Here is a 21,583-nt window from a genome sequence, read left to right as displayed (position 1 = left end):
TGAGCAATGTTTTTCGGTAAGACGTGCCATCAGGAGGAAGAATGATTTCTGGCGCACCATCTCAGGATTCGCTGTTACCGGACAACCGCCACGCGGCTGATTACCAACAATTACGCGAGCGGCTTATACAGGAACTGAATTTAACGCCGCAGCAGTTACATGACGAAAGCAACCTGATCCAGGCCGGCCTGGATTCAATAAGATTGATGAGATGGTTACACTGGTTTCGTAAAAATGGCTACCGCCTTACCCTTCGCGAGCTGTATGCCGCCCCCACGCTGGCGGCATGGAACCAGTTAATGCTCAGCCGGTCGCCGGAGAACGCGGAAGAAGAAACGCCGCCCGACGAATCATCCTGGCCGAACATGACCGAAAGTACCCCCTTCCCATTGACGCCGGTACAGCACGCCTACCTGACGGGCCGCATGCCGGGGCAGACGCTTGGCGGCGTGGGTTGCCACCTGTATCAGGAGTTTGAAGGCCATTGTCTGACGGCGTCGCAGCTGGAGCAGGCCATCACGACCTTGCTGCAACGCCACCCAATGCTGCATATCGCCTTTCGCCCCGACGGGCAGCAGGTCTGGCTACCGCAACCTTACTGGAACGGCGTCACCGTTCATGATTTACGCCATAACGACGCTGAAAGCCGCCAGGCCTATCTGGACGCACTGCGCCAGCGCCTGAGCCACCGTCTTTTACGCGTGGAGATCGGCGAAACGTTTGATTTTCAGCTGACGCTCTTGCCGGACAATCGCCACCGCCTCCATGTCAATATTGACCTGCTGATTATGGATGCCTCCAGCTTTACGCTTTTCTTCGATGAGCTTAACGCCTTGCTGGCCGGAGAATCGCTGTCGGCTATCGACACCCGCTATGATTTCCGCTCGTATTTGCTGCACCAGCAGAAGATCAATCAACCACTGAGAGACGACGCGCGCGCTTACTGGCTGGCGAAAGCATCGACGCTTCCCCCTGCGCCCGTCTTGCCGCTGGCCTGCGAACCCGCCACGCTGCGTGAAGTCCGTAATACCCGACGCCGCATGATTGTCCCGGCAACACGCTGGCACGCCTTTAGCAACCGGGCCGGCGAATATGGCGTGACGCCAACAATGGCGCTGGCGACCTGTTTTTCTGCCGTGCTGGCTCGCTGGGGCGGCCTGACGCGTCTGCTGCTTAACATCACCTTATTCGACCGCCAGCCGCTGCACCCGGCGGTTGGCGCGATGCTTGCCGACTTCACCAATATTCTTCTGCTGGATACCGCCTGCGACGGCGATACCGTCAGCAACCTGGCGCGTAAAAACCAGCTCACGTTTACGGAGGACTGGGAGCATCGCCACTGGTCCGGCGTCGAATTACTCCGTGAACTCAAACGCCAGCAGCGCTACCCCCACGGCGCCCCGGTGGTATTTACCAGCAATCTGGGGCGTTCCCTCTACAGCAGCCGCGCAGAATCGCCGTTGGGCGAGCCGGAATGGGGCATCTCGCAAACGCCGCAGGTCTGGATAGATCATCTGGCGTTCGAGCATCACGGCGAGGTCTGGCTACAATGGGACAGCAACGACGCGCTGTTCCCTCCGGCGTTAGTCGAAACATTGTTCGACGCCTACTGCCAGTTGATTAACCAACTCTGCGATGACGAAAGCGCCTGGCAAAAGCCGTTCGCAGATATGATGCCCGCCAGCCAGCGCGCGATACGCGAACGGATCAACGCCACCGGCGCCCCCATTCCCGAAGGTTTGCTGCATGAAGGCATTTTCCGTATCGCTCTGCAACAGCCGCAGGCGCTGGCGGTAACGGACATGCGTTATCAGTGGAATTATCATGAGCTGACAGACTATGCCCGCCGTTGCGCAGGCAGGTTAATCGAGTGCGGGGTTCAGCCCGGCGATAATGTGGCTATCACGATGTCGAAAGGCGCAGGACAACTTGTTGCGGTTCTGGCCGTCCTGCTGGCCGGGGCGGTTTACGTTCCGGTTTCGCTGGACCAGCCTGCCGCACGGCGCGAGAAAATCTACACTGACGCCAGCGTCCGGCTGGTGCTTATTTGCCAGCACGACGCCAGCGCCGGGTCAGACGATATTCCCGTCCTTGCCTGGCAGCAGGCCATTGAGGCGGAGCCGATCGTCAACCCGGTGGTACGCGCCCCCACGCAACCGGCCTACATAATCTACACCTCCGGCTCTACCGGCACGCCGAAAGGGGTAGTCATTTCTCACCAGGGAGCGCTCAACACCTGTTGCGATATCAATACCCGCTATCAGGTTGGCCCACATGACAGGGTGCTGGCCCTCTCCGCCCTGCATTTTGATTTATCGGTTTACGACATTTTTGGCGTACTGCGCGCGGGCGGCGCGCTGGTGATGGTGATGGAAAATCAACGGCGCGATCCTCACGCATGGTGTGAGCTGATCCAGCGCCATCAGGTCACGCTCTGGAACAGCGTCCCGGCGCTGTTCGATATGCTGCTGACCTGGTGTGAAGGTTTCGCCGACGCCACGCCGGAAAACCTGCGCGCAGTGATGCTTTCCGGCGACTGGATCGGGCTTGACCTCCCCGCCCGTTATCGGGCCTTCCGGCCACAAGGACAATTTATCGCGATGGGCGGCGCCACCGAGGCGTCTATCTGGTCTAACGCCTGCGAAATTCACGACGTCCCCGCCCACTGGCGCTCCATCCCTTACGGTTTTCCGCTAACCAACCAACGCTACCGGGTGGTGGATGAACGGGGCCGGGACTGCCCTGACTGGGTGCCGGGTGAATTATGGATTGGCGGCATCGGGGTCGCGGAAGGCTATTTCAACGATCCCCTGCGCAGCGAGCAGCAATTTTTGACGCTCCCGGACGAGCGCTGGTATCGCACCGGCGATCTCGGCTGCTACTGGCCAGACGGCACAATAGAGTTCCTCGGTCGTCGCGACAAGCAGGTCAAAGTCGGAGGATATCGCATCGAGCTGGGCGAAATCGAAAGCGCGCTCAGCCAGCTGGCGGGGGTGAAACAAGCAACCGTTCTGGCGATCGGCGAAAAAGAAAAAACGCTGGCGGCATACGTTGTTCCTCAGGGCGAGGCTTTTTGCGTTACCGATCATCGGGACCCGGCACTGCCGCAGGTGTGGCACACGCTTGCGGGAACGTTGCCCTGTTGCGCCATCTCGCCAGAGATCTCCGCAGAACAGGTAGCCGATTTCCTTCAGCATCGCCTGTTAAAACTGAAGCCGGGTCACACCGCTGGCGCCGATCCTCTCCCCCTGATGAACTCACTCGCTATCCAGCCGCGCTGGCAGGCCGTGGTGGAACGCTGGTTAGCATTTCTGGTGACACAACAGCGACTGAAGCCCGCTGCTGAAGGTTATCAGGTCTGCGCTGGTGAAGAACGCGAGAATGAGCACCCGCATTTCAGCGGACATGACTTAACGTTATCGCAAATTCTTCGCGGCGCCCGCGACGAACTGTCGTTACTGAACGACGCGCAGTGGTCGCCGGAAAGCCTGGCCTTCAACCATCCGGCCAGCGCCCCGTATATTCAGGAACTGGCGACAATTTGCCAACAGCTTGCACAGCGCTTACAGCGCCCGGTACGCCTGCTTGAGGTGGGAACCCGCACCGGCCGCGCCGCAGAATCGCTGTTAGCACAGCTCAACGCCGGACAGATTGAGTATGTCGGGCTTGAGCAGAGCCAGGAGATGCTGCTGAGCGCCCGGCAGAGGCTCGCCCCCTGGCCTGGCGCCCGTCTGTCCCTCTGGAATGCAGACACGCTGGCGGCGCACGCTCACTCGGCGGACATTATCTGGCTTAATAACGCCCTGCATCGTCTGCTGCCGGAAGATCCCGGGCTCCTTGCAACATTACAACAGCTTGCCGTTCCCGGCGCGCTGCTCTACGTGATGGAGTTTCGCCAGTTAACGCCGTCCGCCTTGCTCAGCACGCTTCTGTTAACCGATGGGCAGCCGGAGGCCTTGCTGCATAACAGCGCCGACTGGGCGGCATTATTTAGCGCAGCCGCCTTCAATTGTCAGCATGGCGATGAGGTCGCGGGGTTACAACGCTTCCTCTTACAATGCCCTGACAGGCAGGTGCGCCGCGATCCCCGTCAACTTCAGGCCGCCCTCGCCGGGCGCCTGCCGGGGTGGATGGTGCCGCAACGGATCGTTTTCCTCGACGCCTTACCGCTGACGGCTAACGGGAAGATTGACTATCAGGCGCTGAAGCGTCGTCATACCCCTGAAGCGGAAAACCCGGCCGAAGCGGATTTACCCCAGGGCGACATTGAAAAACAGGTTGCCGCCCTCTGGCAGCAACTCTTATCGACTGGCAATGTCACCAGAGAAACCGACTTCTTCCAGCAAGGCGGCGATAGCCTGCTGGCGACCCGTCTGACCGGGCAACTTCATCAGGCAGGTTATGAAGCGCAATTAAGCGACCTGTTTAATCATCCCCGGCTGGCGGATTTTGCCGCCACGCTGCGGAAAACCGACGTCCCGGTCGAACAACCATTCGTCCACTCCCCTGAAGATCGCTACCAGCCCTTTGCGCTTACCGACGTGCAGCAGGCTTACCTGGTGGGACGTCAGCCAGGCTTTGCCCTGGGCGGCGTCGGCTCACATTTCTTTGTTGAATTTGAAATTGCCGATCTGGATCTCACCCGGCTGGAGACGGTCTGGAACCGATTAATCGCCCGCCACGATATGCTGCGCGCCGTCGTGCGTGATGGACAGCAACAGGTGCTCGAACAGACGCCCCCCTGGGTGATACCCGCACACACCCTCCATACGCCTGAAGAGGCGTTGCGGGTACGCGAAAAACTGGCGCATCAGGTACTCAACCCCGAAGTGTGGCCGGTATTCGATCTCCAGGTCGGATACGTGGACGGGATGCCCGCCCGCCTGTGGCTGTGTCTGGATAACCTGTTGCTTGACGGTCTGAGCATGCAGATCCTGCTGGCGGAGCTGGAGCACGGCTACCGCTACCCGCAACAGCTGCTTCCGCCGCTGCCCGTCACCTTCAGGGATTATCTGCAACAGCCCTCGCTACAGTCGCCCAATCCAGATTCTCTGGCATGGTGGCAGGCGCAGCTTGATGATATTCCTCCGGCGCCTGCGTTGCCGCTGCGATGCTTGCCTCAGGAGGTTGAAACACCGCGCTTCGCCCGCCTGAACGGCGCGCTGGACAGCACGCGCTGGCATCGGCTGAAAAAACGGGCGGCTGACGCCCATCTCACCCCGTCGGCCGTGCTGTTATCGGTGTGGTCAACGGTTCTCTCTGCATGGAGTGCGCAGCCTGAGTTCACGCTTAACCTTACGCTTTTCGACAGGCGACCGCTGCACCCGCAAATCAACCAGATTCTGGGCGATTTCACCTCGCTGATGTTGCTGAGCTGGCATCCCGGCGAAAGCTGGCTGCACAGCGCACAGTCACTACAGCAGCGGCTGAGCCAGAACCTCAACCACCGCGATGTGTCAGCTATCCGCGTGATGCGTCAACTGGCGCAACGGCAAAACGTGCCTGCCGTTCCGATGCCCGTCGTCTTTACCAGCGCGCTGGGCTTTGAGCAGGATAACTTCCTCGCCCGGCGTAATCTGCTCAAACCGGTCTGGGGCATCTCCCAGACGCCGCAGGTCTGGCTCGATCACCAGGTTTATGAATCCGAAGGCGAACTGCGCTTTAACTGGGATTTTGTCGCCGCGCTGTTTCCTGCCGGGCAGGTGGAGCGCCAGTTTGAACAGTATTGCGCATTGCTAAACCGAATGGCCGAGGATGAAAGCGGCTGGCAACTGCCGCTCGCCGCGCTGGTGCCTCCCGTTAAACACGCAGGGCAATGCGCAGAGCGCTCACCGCGCGTATGCCCTGAGCACTCTCAGCCACACATTGCGGCGGACGAGAGCACCGTCAGCCTGATTTGCGACGCCTTCCGCGAGGTGGTTGGCGAGTCTGTCACACCCGCAGAAAACTTCTTTGAGGCGGGCGCAACGTCGCTGAATCTGGTGCAACTGCATGTTTTGTTACAACGTCACGAATTTTCCACCCTGACGTTGCTTGACCTCTTCACCCACCCTTCTCCTGCCGCCCTGGCCGATTATCTGGCCGGCGTCGCCACGGTGGAGAAAACAAAACGTCCTCGCCCTGTTCGCCGTCGTCAGCGGCGGATATAGCGCGAAGCAAACTGATTTTCCCCGGAACGCCATCGCGAACGCATGGCGTTCCATTGACTTTGTGAATCTTAGGAAACGGGACCGATTATGGATAACTTGCGCTTCTCTTCTGCGCCGACAGCAGATTCCATTGATGCATCGATCGCTCAACACTACCCGGACTGCGAACCTGTCGCGGTTATCGGCTACGCCTGCCATTTTCCTGAATCGCCGGATGGCGAAACGTTCTGGCAAAATCTGCTGGAAGGTCGTGAATGCAGCCGACGTTTTACGCGCGAAGAGCTTCTGGCCGTGGGTCTGGATGCCGCCATCATTGACGATCCTCATTATGTCAATATCGGTACGGTGTTAGACAACGCCGACTGCTTCGACGCCACCCTGTTTGGCTATTCGCGACAGGAAGCGGAGTCGATGGACCCGCAGCAGCGCCTGTTTTTGCAGGCGGTCTGGCATGCGCTGGAACATGCCGGTTATGCCCCCGGCGCCGTCCCCCATAAGACCGGCGTTTTCGCCTCTTCCCGGATGAGTACCTACCCCGGTCGCGAAGCATTGAACGTGACAGAAGTCGCGCAGGTAAAGGGTCTGCAATCTCTGATGGGCAATGATAAAGACTATATTGCCACCCGCGCCGCGTACAAACTCAACCTGCACGGCCCGGCGTTATCGGTACAGACCGCCTGCTCCAGTTCGCTGGTTGCCGTGCATCTGGCCTGTGAAAGCCTGCGCGCAGGCGAATCCGATATGGCGGTTGCCGGCGGCGTGGCGCTCTCTTTCCCCCAGCAGGCGGGCTACCGCTACCAGCCCGGAATGATTTTCTCTCCTGACGGTCACTGTCGTCCCTTTGACGCCTCGGCTGAGGGCACCTGGGCCGGTAACGGTCTCGGCTGCGTGGTACTGCGTCGCCTGAGAGACGCGCTGCTGTCAGGCGATCCGATTATCTCGGTGATCCTCTCCAGCGCGGTCAACAACGACGGCAACAGAAAGGTCGGCTATACCGCCCCTTCCGTCGCAGGGCAACAGGCGGTCATCGAAGAGGCGTTAATGCTGGCGGCCATCGACGACAGGCAGGTAGGTTACATTGAAACCCACGGCACCGGCACACCGCTGGGCGACGCGATTGAAATTGAAGCGTTACGCAACGTCTATGCGCCTCGCCCGCAGGATCAGCGCTGTGCGCTCGGTTCCGTGAAAAGTAATATGGGGCATCTGGATACCGCGGCGGGCATTGCCGGACTGCTGAAAACCGTTCTGGCAGTCAGTCGCGGGCAAATTCCACCCTTACTGAATTTTCACACCCCCAACCCGGCGCTGAAGCTTGAAGAGAGCCCCTTTACCATACCGGTGTCGGCGCAGGCGTGGCAGGACGAAATGCGCTATGCGGGCGTCTCCTCCTTTGGTATTGGCGGCACCAACTGCCATATGATCGTCGCCTCGCTGCCCGACGCGCTCAACGCGCGCCTCCCCAATACGGATGGCGGCAGAAAAAGTACCGCGCTGCTGCTCAGCGCCGCCAGCGACAGCGCGTTGCGGCGGCTGGCGACGGATTATGCCGGGGCGCTGAGGGAGAATGCGGATGCCAGCTCTCTGGCCTTCACGGCCCTGCACGCGCGCCGTCTCGATCTTCCCTTCCGCCTGGCGGCGCCATTAAACCGTGAAACTGCTGCGGCGCTCAGCGCCTGGGCCGGTGAGAAATCGGGGGCGCTGGTTTACAGCGGCCACGGCGCCAGCGGCAAGCAGGTGTGGCTGTTTACCGGCCAGGGCTCGCACTGGCGCACTATGGGTCAGACAATGTACCAGCATTCAACGGCGTTTGCCGACACGCTGGATCGCTGTTTTTCCGCCTGTAGCGAAATGCTCACGCCGTCACTGCGCGAAGCGATGTTTAACCCCGATTCGGCGCAGCTGGACAATATGGCCTGGGCGCAGCCAGCGATTGTCGCGTTTGAAATCGCGATGGCGGCGCACTGGCGCGCTGAAGGACTGAAGCCAGACTTCGCCATTGGGCATTCCGTCGGTGAGTTTGCCGCTGCCGTTGTCTGCGGACACTATACGATTGAACAGGTCATGCCACTGGTTTGTCGGCGCGGCGCGCTAATGCAGCAGTGCGCAAGCGGCGCGATGGTGGCGGTATTTGCAGACGAAGACACGCTGATGCCGCTGGCTCGCCAGTTTGAGCTGGATCTCGCCGCCAACAACGGTACGCAACATACGGTATTTTCCGGGCCGGAAGCCCGTCTCGCGGTATTTTGCGCCACGCTCTCGCAGCATGACATTAACTATCGTCGCCTGAGCGTAACCGGTGCGGCGCACTCCGCTTTACTGGAACCGATACTCGATCGGTTCCAGGACGCCTGCGCGGGGCTGCACGCGGAGCCGGGGCAAATACCGATTATTTCCACGCTCACCGCCGACGTCATTGATGAGTCAACGCTCAACCAGGCGGATTACTGGCGCCGACACATGCGCCAGCCGGTGCGTTTTATCCAGAGTATTCAGGTGGCGCATCAGCTCGGCGCCCGCGTTTTTCTGGAGATGGGGCCCGATGCCCAGTTGGTTGCTTCCGGGCAGCGCGAATACCGCGATAACGCATACTGGATAGCCAGCGCCCGGCGTAACAAAGAGGCGAGCGATGTCCTCAATCAGGCTCTGCTCCAGCTTTACGCTGCCGGCGTCGCCTTACCGTGGGCCGACCTGCTGGCGGGCGATGGACAACGTATCGCTGCGCCATGTTATCCGTTTGATACTGAGCGTTACTGGAAAGAGCGCGTCTCCCCGGCCTGCGAGCCTGCCGACGCAGCGCTGTCTGCCGGGCTGGAGGTGGCAAGTCGCGCCGCGACAGCGCTCGATCTCCCCCGCCTGGAAGCGCTTAAACAGTGCGCCACGCGCCTGCACGCCATCTACGTCGATCAACTGGTACAACGCTGTACCGGCGATGCCATTGAGAACGGCGTGGACGCCATGACCATCATGCGCCGTGGACGTCTGCTGCCCCGCTACCAGCAGCTACTCCAGCGCCTGCTGAATAACTGCGTGGTCGACGGCGATTACCGCTGCACCGACGGGCGATACGCTCGCGCCCGCCCCATTGAACATCAACAGCGGGAATCACTGCTGACGGAACTTGCCGGTTATTGTGAAGGTTTTCAGGCTATTCCCGACACCATCGCCCGTGCCGGCGATCGGTTATATGACATGATGAGCGGCGCGGAAGAACCGGTGGCGATTATCTTCCCGCAAAGCGCCTCCGACGGCGTGGAAGTGCTGTATCAGGAATTCAGCTTTGGCCGCTATTTCAACCAAATCGCCGCCGGGGTATTACGCGGCATTGTCCAGACGCGTCAGCCCCGCCAGCCGTTACGTATTCTTGAAGTTGGCGGCGGCACCGGCGGCACCACCGCGTGGCTGCTGCCGGAACTCAACGGCGTTCCGGCGCTGGAGTACCACTTCACCGATATCTCAGCGCTGTTCACCCGCCGCGCCCAGCAGAAATTCGCCGACTATGATTTTGTGAAGTATAGCGAGCTGGATCTCGAAAAAGAGGCGCAGTCTCAGGGCTTCCAGGCGCAGTCTTACGATCTTATCGTGGCGGCGAACGTGATTCACGCCACCCGCCATATTGGCCGCACGCTCGATAATCTGCGCCCCCTGCTCAAGCCGGGCGGGCGCCTGCTGATGCGCGAAATCACCCAGCCAATGCGTCTGTTTGACTTCGTTTTCGGCCCGCTGGTTCTTCCGCTACAGGATCTCGACGCCCGCGAAGGTGAGTTATTCCTCACCACCGCTCAGTGGCAGCAACAGTGCCGCCACGCCGGATTCAGCAAAGTGGCATGGCTACCGCAGGATGGCAGCCCGACCGCCGGGATGAGCGAACATATCATTCTCGCCACGCTGCCCGGTCAGGCGGTTAGCGCCGTAACATTCACCGCGCCATCAGAACCCGTGTTGGGGCAGGCGCTGACGGATAACGGTGATTATCTCGCCGACTGGTCTGATTGCGCAGGTCAGCCCGAACGGTTTAACGCCCGCTGGCAGGAGGCCTGGCGTCTGCTCTCACAGCGTCATGGCGACGCTCTGCCTGTGGAACCGCCCCTCGTCGCCGCCCCGGAGTGGCTGGGGGAGGTTCGCTTAAGCTGGCAAAACGAAGCCTTTTCCCGCGGTCAGATGCACGTTGAAGCCCGTCATCCTTCTGGCGAGTGGCTGCCGCTATCGCCCGCCGCGCCTCTTCCTGCGCCGCAGACGCATTATCAATGGTGCTGGACGCCCCTCAACGTCGCCAGCGTTGACCATTCGCTTACCTTCAGCTTCAGCGCCGGTACGTTTGCGCGCCGCGACGAGCTGGCGCAATACGGCATCATTCACGATCCGCACGCCTCTTCGCGACTGATGATTGTTGAGGAGAGCGAGGATACGCTGGCCTTAGCGGAGAAAGTGATAGCAGCGCTCACCGCCAGCGCAGCCGGATTGATTGTGGTCACCCGCCGCGCGTGGCGAGTCGAGGAAAATGAGGCACTCTCTGCGTCCCATCACGCGCTATGGGCCTTGCTTCGCGTCGCGGCCAACGAACAGCCGGAACGGTTGATTGCCGCCATCGATCTCGCCGGAAACACCCCGTGGGAAACGCTGCATCAAGGGTTGAGCGCAGTCTCACTATCACAGCGCTGGCTTGCCGCGCGGGGTAACACCCTCTGGCTCCCTTCACTGGCGCCCAATACGGGATGCGCCGCCGAATTACCGGCAAACGTGTTTACCGGCGATAACCGCTGGCATCTGGTGACCGGAGCGTTTGGCGGATTAGGCCGCCTTGCCGTGAACTGGCTCAGAGAAAAAGGCGCGCGACGCATCGCCCTGCTGGCGCCACGCGTGGATGAGTCATGGCTACGCGACGTGGAGGGCGGGCAGACGCGCGTCTGCCGTTGTGATGTGGGCGATGCCGGGCAACTGGCCACGGTTCTTGACGATCTGGCGGCCAACGGCGGCATTGCCGGAGCGATTCATGCCGCTGGCGTATTGGCTGACGCGCCCTTGCTGGAGCTTGACGACCACCAGCTGGCTGCCGTTTTCGCGGTAAAAGCGCAGGCGGCAAGCCAGCTGTTGCAAACCCTGCGCAACCACGACGGACGCTATCTTATTCTCTACTCTTCCGCTGCCGCCACCCTCGGCGCGCCGGGTCAGAGCGCCCATGCGCTGGCCTGCGGCTATCTGGACGGGCTGGCCCAGCAGTTTTCCACCCTTGATGCGCCGAAAACGCTCTCTGTCGCCTGGGGCGCATGGGGAGAAAGCGGTCGGGCGGCCACGCCGGAAATGCTGGCGACGCTCGCCAACCGTGGTATGGGCGCGTTAAGCGATGCCGAAGGCTGCTGGCACCTGGAACAGGCGGTGATGCGCGGTGCCCCGTGGCGACTGGCGATGCGCGTTTTTACCGACAAAATGCCCCCGTTACAACAGGCTCTGTTTAACATCAGCGCCACAGAAAAAGCCGCAACGCCTGTCATTCCTCCTGCTGATGACAACGCCTTTAACGGCAGCCTGAGCGATGAAACGGCGGTGATGGCATGGCTGAAAAAGCGGATTGCGGTTCAGCTAAGGCTGAGCGATCCGTCGTCACTGCGCCCAAACCAGGATCTGTTGCAACTCGGCATGGACTCGCTGCTCTTCCTTGAACTCAGTAGCGATATTCAGCACTACCTGGGCGTACGCATCAATGCGGAACGGGCATGGCAGGATCTGTCTCCTCATGGACTCACGCAGCTTATCTGTTCTAAGCCAGAGACGACGCCTGCCGCTTCGCAGCCGGAAGTGTTGCAGCACGACGCCGACGAGCGTTATGCGCCCTTCCCTTTGACGCCCATTCAGCACGCCTACTGGCTGGGGCGAACCCACCTCATTGGCTATGGCGGCGTCGCCTGTCACGTCCTGTTTGAGTGGGATAAACGCCACGATGAGTTCGATCTCGCCATACTGGAGAAAGCATGGAACCAGCTCATCGCACGCCACGATATGTTGCGCATGGTGGTTGATGCCGACGGGCAGCAGCGAATCCTGGCGACAACGCCGGAGTATCACATCCAGCGTGACGATCTGCGCGCGCTTTCCCTGGAAGAACAGCACATCGCGCTGGAAAAACGGCGGCATGAACTGAGCTATCGCGTTTTGCCTGCCGACCAGTGGCCTCTTTTTGAGCTGGTGGTCAGCGAAATCGACGATTGCCATTACCGCCTGCACATGAACCTCGACCTTTTGCAGTTCGATGTGCAGAGTTTTAAAGTCATGATGGACGATCTGGCGCAGGTCTGGCGCGGCGAAACGCTGGCACCGCTCGCTATTACCTTCCGTGATTATGTGATGGCTGAACAGGCGCACCGACAGACATCGGCATGGCACGATGCCTGGGATTACTGGCAGGAAAAACTGCCGCAACTGCCTTTAGCGCCAGAGCTGCCGGTGGTTGAGACGCCCCCGGAAACGCCACACTTCACCACCTTCAAATCGACGATCGGCAAGACAGAATGGCAGGCCGTGAAACAGCGCTGGCAGCAGCAAGGCGTCACACCGTCTGCCGCGCTGCTCACGCTGTTTGCCGCCACCCTTGAGCGCTGGAGCCGCACCACGGCATTTACGCTGAACCTGACGTTCTTCAATCGCCAGCCGATCCATCCGCAAATCAACCAGTTGATTGGTGATTTTACCTCCGTCACGCTGGTTGATTTTAACTTCTCAGCGCCGGTGACGTTGCAAGAGCAGATGCAACAGACCCAACAGCGCCTCTGGCAAAACATGGCGCACAGTGAAATGAACGGTGTTGAGGTGATCCGTGAGCTGGGCCGCCTGCGCGGGTCACAACGTCAACCGCTAATGCCGGTGGTGTTTACCAGTATGCTGGGGATGACGCTGGAAGGCATGACTATCGATCAGGCGATGAGCCATCTGTTCGGCGAACCCTGCTATGTGTTCACGCAAACGCCGCAGGTCTGGCTGGATCATCAGGTCATGGAGAGCGACGGCGAGTTGATGTTTAGCTGGTACTGCATGGACAACGTGCTGGAACCCGGCGCTGCCGAGGCGATGTTTAATGACTATTGCGCCATCCTGCAAGCCGTCATCGCCGCCCCTGAAAGCCTGAAGACTCTCGCCAGCGGCATCGCCGGGCACATTCCCCGCCGACGCTGGCCGCTGAACGCGCAGGCGGACTACGACCTGCGGGATATTGAGCAGGCGACGCTCGAATACCCCGGCATCCGGCAGGCCAGAGCGGAAATAACCGAACAAGGCGCGTTGACGCTGGATATCGTAATGGCCGACGATCCGTCGCCATCAGCGGCGACGCCTGATGAGCACGAACTTACCCAACTGGCGCTGCCGTTGCCTGAGCAGGCGCAGCTTGATGAGCTGGAGGCGACCTGGCGCTGGCTGGAGGCGCGTGCGCTACAGGGGATCGCGGCCACGCTAAATCGTCACGGCCTGTTTACCACGCCGGAGATCGCCCATCGCTTTAGCGCAATAGTACAGGCGCTGTCCGCGCAAGCGTCTCACCAGCGTCTGCTGCGCCAGTGGCTACAGTGTCTGACGGAAAGAGAGTGGTTAATCCGCGAGGGTGAAAGCTGGCGCTGCCGCGTTCCGCTCAGCGAGATTCCTGAGCCTCAGGAAGCGTGCCCGCCAAGCCAATGGAGCCAGGCGCTGGCGCAGTATCTGGAAACCTGCATCGCCCGGCACGACGCCCTCTTCTCCGGGCAGTGTTCTCCGCTGGAATTGCTGTTCAACGAGCAGCATCGCGTGACCGACGCGCTGTATCGCGACAACCCCGCCAGCGCCTGTCTGAATCGCTATACCGCGCAGATTGCCGCCTTGTGCGGCGCAGAACGGATTCTGGAGGTTGGCGCCGGAACCGCAGCCACTACCGCGCCGGTGCTGAAGGCCACGCGGAACACGCGGCAGTCGTACCACTTCACGGACGTCTCCGCGCAGTTTCTCAATGACGCCAGAGCCCGTTTCCATGATGAATCGCGGGTGTCTTATGCCTTGTTCGACATCAACCAGCCGCTGGATTTCACCGCCCACCCGGAGGCGGGTTACGACCTGATCGTTGCCGTCAATGTGCTCCACGACGCCAGCCATGTCGTCCAGACGTTACGCAGATTAAAACTGTTGCTGAAAGCCGGCGGACGTTTGCTGATCGTTGAAGCGACGGAGCGAAACAGCGTATTCCAGCTGGCGAGCGTGGGCTTTATTGAGGGATTAAGCGGATACCGCGATTTCCGCCGCCGGGATGAGAAACCGATGCTCACCCGCTCCGCATGGCAGGAGGTTCTCGTTCAGGCCGGGTTTGCAAACGAGCTTGCGTGGCCCGCGCAGGAATCGTCGCCGCTGCGCCAGCATCTGCTGGTGGCGCGTTCGCCTGGCGTAAATCGCCCGGATAAAGAAGCCGTGAGCCGCTATTTACAGCAGCGCTTTGGCACCGGTCTGCCCGTTTTACAGATCCGGCAAAGAGAAGCGTTATTTACGCCGCTGCATGCCCCGTCTGATGCGCTGATTGAGCCAGCCAAATCCACGCCAGTTGCCGGGGGGAATCCGGCGCTGGAAAAACAGGTGGCTGAACTCTGGCAATCGCTGCTGTCTCGCCCCGTGGCAAGGCATCACGACTTTTTCGAACTGGGCGGCGACAGCCTGATGGCGACAAGGATGGTCGCGCAGCTAAACCGGAGAGGGATTGCCAGGGCTAACCTTCAGGATCTGTTCAGCCATTCGACGCTGAGCGACTTCTGCGCCCATCTACAGGCGGCTACGTCAGGAGAGGACAACCCGATACCCCTTTGCCAGGGCGACGGTGAGGAAACCCTGTTTGTCTTCCACGCTTCGGACGGCGATATCAGCGCCTGGCTGCCGCTCGCCAGCGCGCTGAACAGGCGCGTTTTCGGCCTGCAAGCAAAATCGCCGCAGCGCTTCACCACGCTTGACCAGATGATCGATGAGTATGTCGGGTGCATCCGTCGCCAGCAGCCTCACGGCCCTTATGTGCTGGCGGGTTGGTCGTATGGCGCGTTTCTCGCGGCGGGCGCCGCACAGCGCCTGTACGCCAAAGGCGAGCAGGTTCGGATGGTGTTAATCGATCCCGTGTGCCGACAGGATTTCTGTTGCGAAAACCGGGCGGCCCTGCTGCGCCTGTTAGCCGAAGGACAAACGCCTCTGGCGCTGCCCGAACATTTCGACCAGCAGACGCCCGACAGCCAGCTTGCCGACTTTATCGGCCTCGCTAAAACGGCCGGTATGGTGTCGCAAAGCCTGACGCTGCAAGCGGCAGAAACGTGGCTCGACAACATCGCGCATCTGCTGCGTTTACTGACTGAGCATACGCCGGGCGAAAGCGTTCCGGTCCCCTGTCTCATGGTGTATGCCGCCGGGAGACCCGCGCGCTGGACGCCAGCAGAAACCGAGTGGCAGGGCTGGATAAACAACGCCGACGACGCTGTGATTGAAGCCAGCCACTGGCAAATCATGATGGAAGCCCCCCACGTTCAGGCTTGTGCGCAACACATTACGCGCTGGCTTTGCGCAACCTCAACGCAACCGGAGAACACGTTATGATGCCGTCCGCCTCCCCAAAACAACGCGTACTGATTGTGGGCGCCAAATTTGGCGAAATGTACCTGAATGCCTTTATGCAGCCCCCGGAGGGGCTGGAACTGGTTGGCCTGCTGGCGCAGGGAAGCGCCCGCTCAAGAGAGCTGGCCCATGCGTTTGGCATTCCGCTGTATACCTCGCCGGAACAGATAACCGAGATGCCGGATATCGCCTGTATTGTTGTGCGTTCGACCGTCGCCGGAGGAACCGGTACGCAGCTTGCCAGACACTTTCTGGCGCGCGGCGTACACGTCATTCAGGAGCATCCCCTCCACCCGGATGACATCAGTTCCTTACAAACGCTGGCGCAGGAACAGGGCTGCTGCTATTGGATAAACACGTTTTATCCGCATACGCGCGCGGGACGCACATGGATTCGCGATGCGCAGCAGCTGCGTCGCTGCCTGGCTAAGACGCCGCCGGTAGTCCACGCCACCACCAGCCGACAGTTGCTCTACTCCACGCTGGATTTGTTGTTGCTGGCTCTGGGCGTTGATGCCGCCGCCGTAGAGTGCGACGTGGTTGGCAGCTTTAGCGATTTTCACTGTCTGAGACTCTTCTGGCCGGAGGGAGAAGCCTGTCTGCTGCTTCAGCGCTATCTCGATCCTGACGATCCAGATATGCATAGCCTTATCATGCACCGCCTGCTGCTGGGCTGGCCGGAAGGTCATCTTTCGCTGGAGGCGAGCTACGGCCCCGTCATCTGGTCATCCAGCCTGTTTGTCGCAGACCATCAGGAGAACGCCCACAGTCTCTACCGCAGACCGGAGATCCTGCGCGATCCGCCGGGTCTGACGCGCAGCGCGGCGCCCCTGAGCTGGCGTGACTGCTGCGAAACCGTCGGGCCGGAGGTCGTCAGCTGGTTGCTACACCAGTTGCGCAGCCATCTGGCGGGCGAACATCCACCAGCGGCCTGCCAAAGCGTACATCAGATCGCGTTATCACGGTTATGGCAGCAGATTTTACGTAAGACCGGCAATGCGGAGATCAGACGCCTGACGCCGCCGCACCACGACCGGTTAGCCGGTTTCTACAACGATGATGATAAGGAGGCGCTGTGACGCAATCTGTAATGTGCATCCCGCTGTGGCCCGCCCGGAACGGCAATACTGCGCATCTGGTCATGTGCCCTTTCGCTGGCGGCAGCAGTAGCGCGTTTCGCCACTGGCAAGCTGAGCAACTGGCTGATTGCGCGCTTTCTCTGGTGATCTGGCCGGGGCGCGATCGCCTTCGCCATCTGGAACCGCTCAGAAGCATTACACAACTGGCGGCACTGCTGGCGAACGAGCTGGAAGCATCCGTATCGCCTGACACGCCGCTTTTACTCGCCGGGCACAGCATGGGGGCGCAGGTGGCGTTTGAAACCTGCCGGCTTCTGGAGCAACGGAGGCATGCGCCGCAAGGACTGATTATTTCCGGGTGCCATGCCCCGCATCTGCATTCTGAACGCCAGCTCAGCCATCGCGATGATGCCGACTTTATCGCTGAACTGATAGACATTGGCGGATGTTCTCCTGAACTGCGGGAAAACCAGGAATTAATGTCGCTGTTTCTTCCTCTTCTGCGCGCTGATTTTTACGCCACCGAGAGCTATCACTACGACTCGCCCGGCGTCTGTCCGCCGCTGCGCACGCCTGCGCTGTTATTGTGCGGCAGCCACGATCGCGAAGCCTCCTGGCAGCAGGTTGATGCCTGGAGCCAGTGGCTGAGCCACGTTACAGGCCCGGTGGTGATTGACGGCGATCATTTCTATCCCATTCAACAAGCCCGGTCCTTTTTTACGCAGATTGTCCGCCATTTTCCCCACGCATTTTCTGCAATGACCGCGTTGCAAAAACAGCCCAGTACTTCAGAAAGGTGACGCATGAACTCTTCCTTTGAATCTCTGATTGAACAGTATCCCTTACCCATTGCCGAACAGTTGCGCCACTGGGCGGCTCGTTATGCCTCGCGAATTGCCGTCGTTGATGCAAAGGGGTCGTTAACCTACAGCGCGCTTGATGCACGGGTTGACGAACTTGCCGCAGGTCTGTCATCACTGGGTTTGCGTTCGGGGGAGCATGTAATTGTGCAGCTTCCCAACGACAACGCGTTTGTTACCCTGCTGTTCGCCTTGTTAAGACTGGGCGTTATCCCCGTGCTGGCGATGCCCTCGCAACGGGCGCTGGATATCGACGCGCTGATTGAGCTGGCGCAACCCGTCGCTTACGTTATTCACGGGGAAAACCACGCAGAGCTGGCCCGACAGATGGCGCACAAACACGCCTGCCTGCGTCATGTTCTGGTCGCAGGAGAGACCGTGAGCGACGATTTTACGCCGCTCTTCTCCCTTCACGGTGAGCGACAGGCGTGGCCGCAGCCTGATGTCTCCGCCACCGCGTTGCTGCTGCTCTCAGGCGGCACAACCGGCACGCCCAAACTCATCCCGCGCCGACATGCCGACTATAGCTATAACTTCAGCGCTTCTGCTGAACTGTGCGGCATCAGCCAACAGAGCGTGTATCTCGCCGTCCTCCCGGTGGCGCATAACTTTCCGCTGGCCTGCCCCGGCATTCTGGGAACGCTTGCCTGCGGCGGAAAAGTGGTGCTGACCGACAGCGCCAGCTGTGATGAGGTGATGCCTTTAATCGCGCAGGAAGGCGTGACTCACGTCGCCCTGGTTCCGGCGCTGGCGCAATTATGGGTGCAGGCCAGGGAGTGGGAAGACAGCGACCTCTCGTCGCTGCGCGTCATTCAGGCAGGCGGCGCCCGGCTCGACCCGACGCTTGCTGAGCAGGTTATCGCCACCTTTGACTGTACCCTGCAACAGGTCTTCGGTATGGCGGAAGGCCTGCTCTGTTTTACCCGGCTGGACGATCCGCATACCACCATTCTCCACAGTCAGGGGCGCCCGTTATCCCCTCTGGATGAAATCCGCATCGTTGATCAAGACGAGAACGACGTCGCGCCGGGCGAAACCGGGCAATTGTTAACGCGCGGCCCTTATACCATTTCGGGCTATTACCGCGCCCCTGCTCACAACGCGCAGGCCTTTACCGCGCAAGGGTTTTACCGCACAGGCGACAATGTCAGGCTGGATGAGGCGGGGAACCTGCACGTTGAGGGGCGCATAAAAGAGCAGATCAACCGCGCCGGAGAAAAAATAGCCGCGGCTGAAGTGGAATCGGCACTGCTGCGTTTAGCGGAAGTGCAAGATTGCGCGGTGGTCGCCGCACCGGACACGCTGCTTGGCGAGCGGATTTGCGCGTTTATCATCGCGCAGCAGGTGCCAACTGACTATCAGCAGTTGCGTCAACAACTGACCCGTATGGGGCTCAGCGCGTGGAAAATTCCTGACCAAATCGAGTTTCTGGACCACTGGCCGCTCACCGCCGTCGGCAAGATAGACAAAAAACGCCTGACGGCTCTCGCCGTCGACCGTTATCGCCATTCTGCCCAATAAGCGCAAACCGACCCGAAACAGGTTGAAATAAACCCGTTTCGGGTAGCACCACTATTAGAAATAGTTATCATTTTCAATTCACCATTGTCGGTATTTTTGGCGTTTCGCCGTCTTACAGGGACTCACAACAATGAAAATGACACGGCTTTATCCTCTGGCCTTGGGGGGATTATTGCTCCCCGCCATTGCTAATGCCCAGACTTCACAGCAAGACGAAAGCACGCTGGTGGTTACCGCCAGTAAACAATCTTCCCGCTCGGCATCAGCCAACAATGTCTCGTCTACCGTTGTCAGCGCGCCGGAGTTAAGCGACGCCGGCGTCACCGCCAGCGACAAACTCCCCAGAGTGTTGCCCGGGCTCAATATTGAAAATAGCGGCAACATGCTTTTTTCGACGATCTCGCTACGCGGCGTCTCTTCAGCGCAGGACTTCTATAACCCCGCCGTCACCCTGTATGTTGATGGCGTCCCTCAGCTTTCCACCAACACCATCCAGGCGCTTACCGATGTGCAAAGCGTGGAGTTGCTGCGAGGCCCACAGGGAACGTTATATGGCAAAAGCGCTCAGGGCGGGATCATCAACATCGTCACCCAGCAGCCGGACAGCACGCCGCGCGGCTATATTGAAGGCGGCGTCAGTAGCCGCGACAGTTATCGAAGTAAGTTCAACCTGAGCGGCCCCATTCAGGATGGCCTGCTGTACGGCAGCGTCACCCTGTTACGCCAGGTTGATGACGGCGACATGATTAACCCCGCGACGGGAAGCGATGATTTAGGCGGCACCCGCGCCAGCATAGGGAATGTGAAACTGCGTCTGGCGCCGGACGACCAGCCCTGGGAAATGGGCTTTGCCGCCTCACGCGAATGTACCCGCGCCACCCAGGACGCCTATGTGGGATGGAATGATATTAAGGGCCGTAAGCTCTCACTTAGCGATGGTTCACCAGACCCGTACATGCGGCGCTGCACTGACAGCCAGACCCTGAGTGGGAAATACACCACCGATGACTGGGTTTTCAACCTGATCAGCGCCTGGCAGCAGCAGCATTATTCGCGCACCTTCCCTTCCGGTTCGTTAATCGTCAATATGCCTCAGCGCTGGAATCAGGATGTGCAGGAACTGCGCGCCGCAACCCTGGGCGATGCGCGTACCGTTGATATGGTGTTTGGGCTGTACCGGCAGAACACCCGCGAGAAGTTAAATTCAGCCTACGACATGCCGACAATGCCTTATTTAAGCAGTACCGGCTATACCACCGCTGAAACGCTGGCCGCATACAGTGACCTGACCTGGCATTTAACCGATCGTTTTGATATCGGCGGCGGCGTGCGCTTCTCGCATGATAAATCCAGTACACAATATCACGGCAGCATGCTCGGCAACCCGTTTGGCGACCAGGGTAAGAGCAATGACGATCAGGTACTCGGGCAGCTATCCGCAGGCTATATGCTGACCGATGACTGGAGAGTGTATACCCGTGTAGCCCAGGGATATAAACCTTCCGGGTACAACATCGTGCCTACTGCGGGTCTTGATGCCAAACCGTTCGTCGCCGAGAAATCCATCAACTATGAACTTGGCACCCGCTACGAAACCGCTGACGTCACGCTGCAAGCCGCGACGTTTTATACCCACACCAAAGACATGCAGCTCTACTCTGGCCCGGTCGGGATGCAGACATTAAGCAATGCGGGTAAAGCCGACGCCACCGGCGTTGAGCTTGAAGCAAAATGGCGGTTTGCGCCAGGCTGGTCATGGGATATCAATGGCAACGTGATCCGTTCCGAATTCACCAATGACAGTGAGTTGTATCACGGCAACCGGGTGCCGTTCGTACCACGTTATGGCGCGGGAAGCAGCGTGAACGGCGTGATTGATACGCGCTATGGCGCACTGATGCCCCGACTGGCGGTTAATCTGGTCGGGCCGCATTATTTCGATGGCGACAACCAGTTGCGGCAAGGCACCTATGCCACCCTGGACAGCAGCCTGGGCTGGCAGGCGACTGAACGGATGAACATTTCCGTCTATGTCGATAACCTGTTCGACCGTCGTTACCGTACCTATGGCTACATGAACGGCAGCAGCGCCGTCGCGCAGGTCAATATGGGGCGCACCGTCGGTATCAATACGCGAATTGATTTCTTCTGATCCTTTAAATAAACAGGGATGCCGTCACGGCATCCCTGATGCGCTTATCCCGCCCAGGGCAGCTCCGCCCAGGTTATCAATTGCCACATCCCCCCTGCCTCTTTGTCTATGATGTACGTTTAAGAGGATGCTATGGGTGTACAGAAATCTTCGCCTGAAAAGGTAGTATTGGAAGGTGTTATCCCTGGAACATCCCGTCTATCGCCCCCTCATTTGCGATGCAAA

Annotated in this window: 6 protein-coding genes; all 6 read left to right on the top strand. The window is 59.8% G+C overall.

Annotated features, from left to right (window positions below; translation table 11 throughout):
* The first annotated feature begins 41 nt into the window (after window positions 1–41).
* The 6 genes from irp2 to fyuA all read left to right on the top strand — a co-directional run bounded on the left by irp2 (window position 42) and on the right by fyuA (window position 21,358).
* Window positions 42–6,149 (top strand): yersiniabactin non-ribosomal peptide synthetase HMWP2, encoded by a 6,108-nt coding sequence (gene irp2 / locus FD428_RS09810; RefSeq protein ID WP_058649274.1) that lies wholly within the window; start codon window positions 42–44, stop codon window positions 6,147–6,149.
* An 87-nt stretch (window positions 6,150–6,236) separates the two neighbouring features.
* Window positions 6,237–15,728 (top strand): yersiniabactin polyketide synthase HMWP1, encoded by a 9,492-nt coding sequence (irp1, locus tag FD428_RS09805; protein ID WP_114847822.1) that lies wholly within the window; start codon window positions 6,237–6,239, stop codon window positions 15,726–15,728.
* On the top strand, window positions 15,725–16,825 hold the full coding sequence (gene ybtU / locus FD428_RS09800) for a yersiniabactin biosynthesis oxidoreductase YbtU (RefSeq protein ID WP_064145963.1): 1,101 nt from the start codon (window positions 15,725–15,727) through the stop codon (window positions 16,823–16,825). The genes irp1 and ybtU overlap by 4 nt, the downstream gene beginning before the upstream one ends.
* Complete coding sequence (gene ybtT, locus FD428_RS09795) at window positions 16,822–17,625, top strand: yersiniabactin biosynthesis thioesterase YbtT (protein WP_064145964.1); 804 nt, start codon at window positions 16,822–16,824, stop codon at window positions 17,623–17,625. The genes ybtU and ybtT overlap by 4 nt, the downstream gene beginning before the upstream one ends.
* A 3-nt stretch (window positions 17,626–17,628) precedes the next feature.
* A complete protein-coding gene (gene ybtE, locus FD428_RS09790) occupies window positions 17,629–19,206 on the top strand; it encodes a yersiniabactin biosynthesis salycil-AMP ligase YbtE (protein WP_060816066.1) in 1,578 nt (525 codons plus the stop codon).
* Window positions 19,207–19,336: 130 nt separating this feature from the next.
* Window positions 19,337–21,358: a siderophore yersiniabactin receptor FyuA gene (gene fyuA / locus FD428_RS09785; protein ID WP_071258495.1), complete on the top strand. Its 2,022-nt coding sequence runs from the start codon at window positions 19,337–19,339 to the stop codon at window positions 21,356–21,358.
* Window positions 21,359–21,583 lie beyond the last annotated feature (225 nt).

The organism is Citrobacter sp. TBCP-5362 (genome assembly GCF_005406305.1).
GTDB lineage: Bacteria > Pseudomonadota > Gammaproteobacteria > Enterobacterales > Enterobacteriaceae > Citrobacter_B > Citrobacter_B koseri.
This window is presented reverse-complemented; position numbering and strand designations above follow the sequence as displayed.

Bases quoted from the DNA above. Each gene is read 5' to 3' on its own strand.
- irp2 (WP_058649274.1), top strand. From the start codon at position 42: ATGATTTCTGGCGCACCATCTCAGGATTCGCTGTTACCGGACAACCGC.
- irp1 (WP_114847822.1), top strand. From the start codon at position 6,237: ATGGATAACTTGCGCTTCTCTTCTGCGCCGACAGCAGATTCCATTGAT.
- ybtU (WP_064145963.1), top strand. From the start codon at position 15,725: ATGATGCCGTCCGCCTCCCCAAAACAACGCGTACTGATTGTGGGCGCC.
- ybtE (WP_060816066.1), top strand. From the start codon at position 17,629: ATGAACTCTTCCTTTGAATCTCTGATTGAACAGTATCCCTTACCCATT.
- fyuA (WP_071258495.1), top strand. From the start codon at position 19,337: ATGAAAATGACACGGCTTTATCCTCTGGCCTTGGGGGGATTATTGCTC.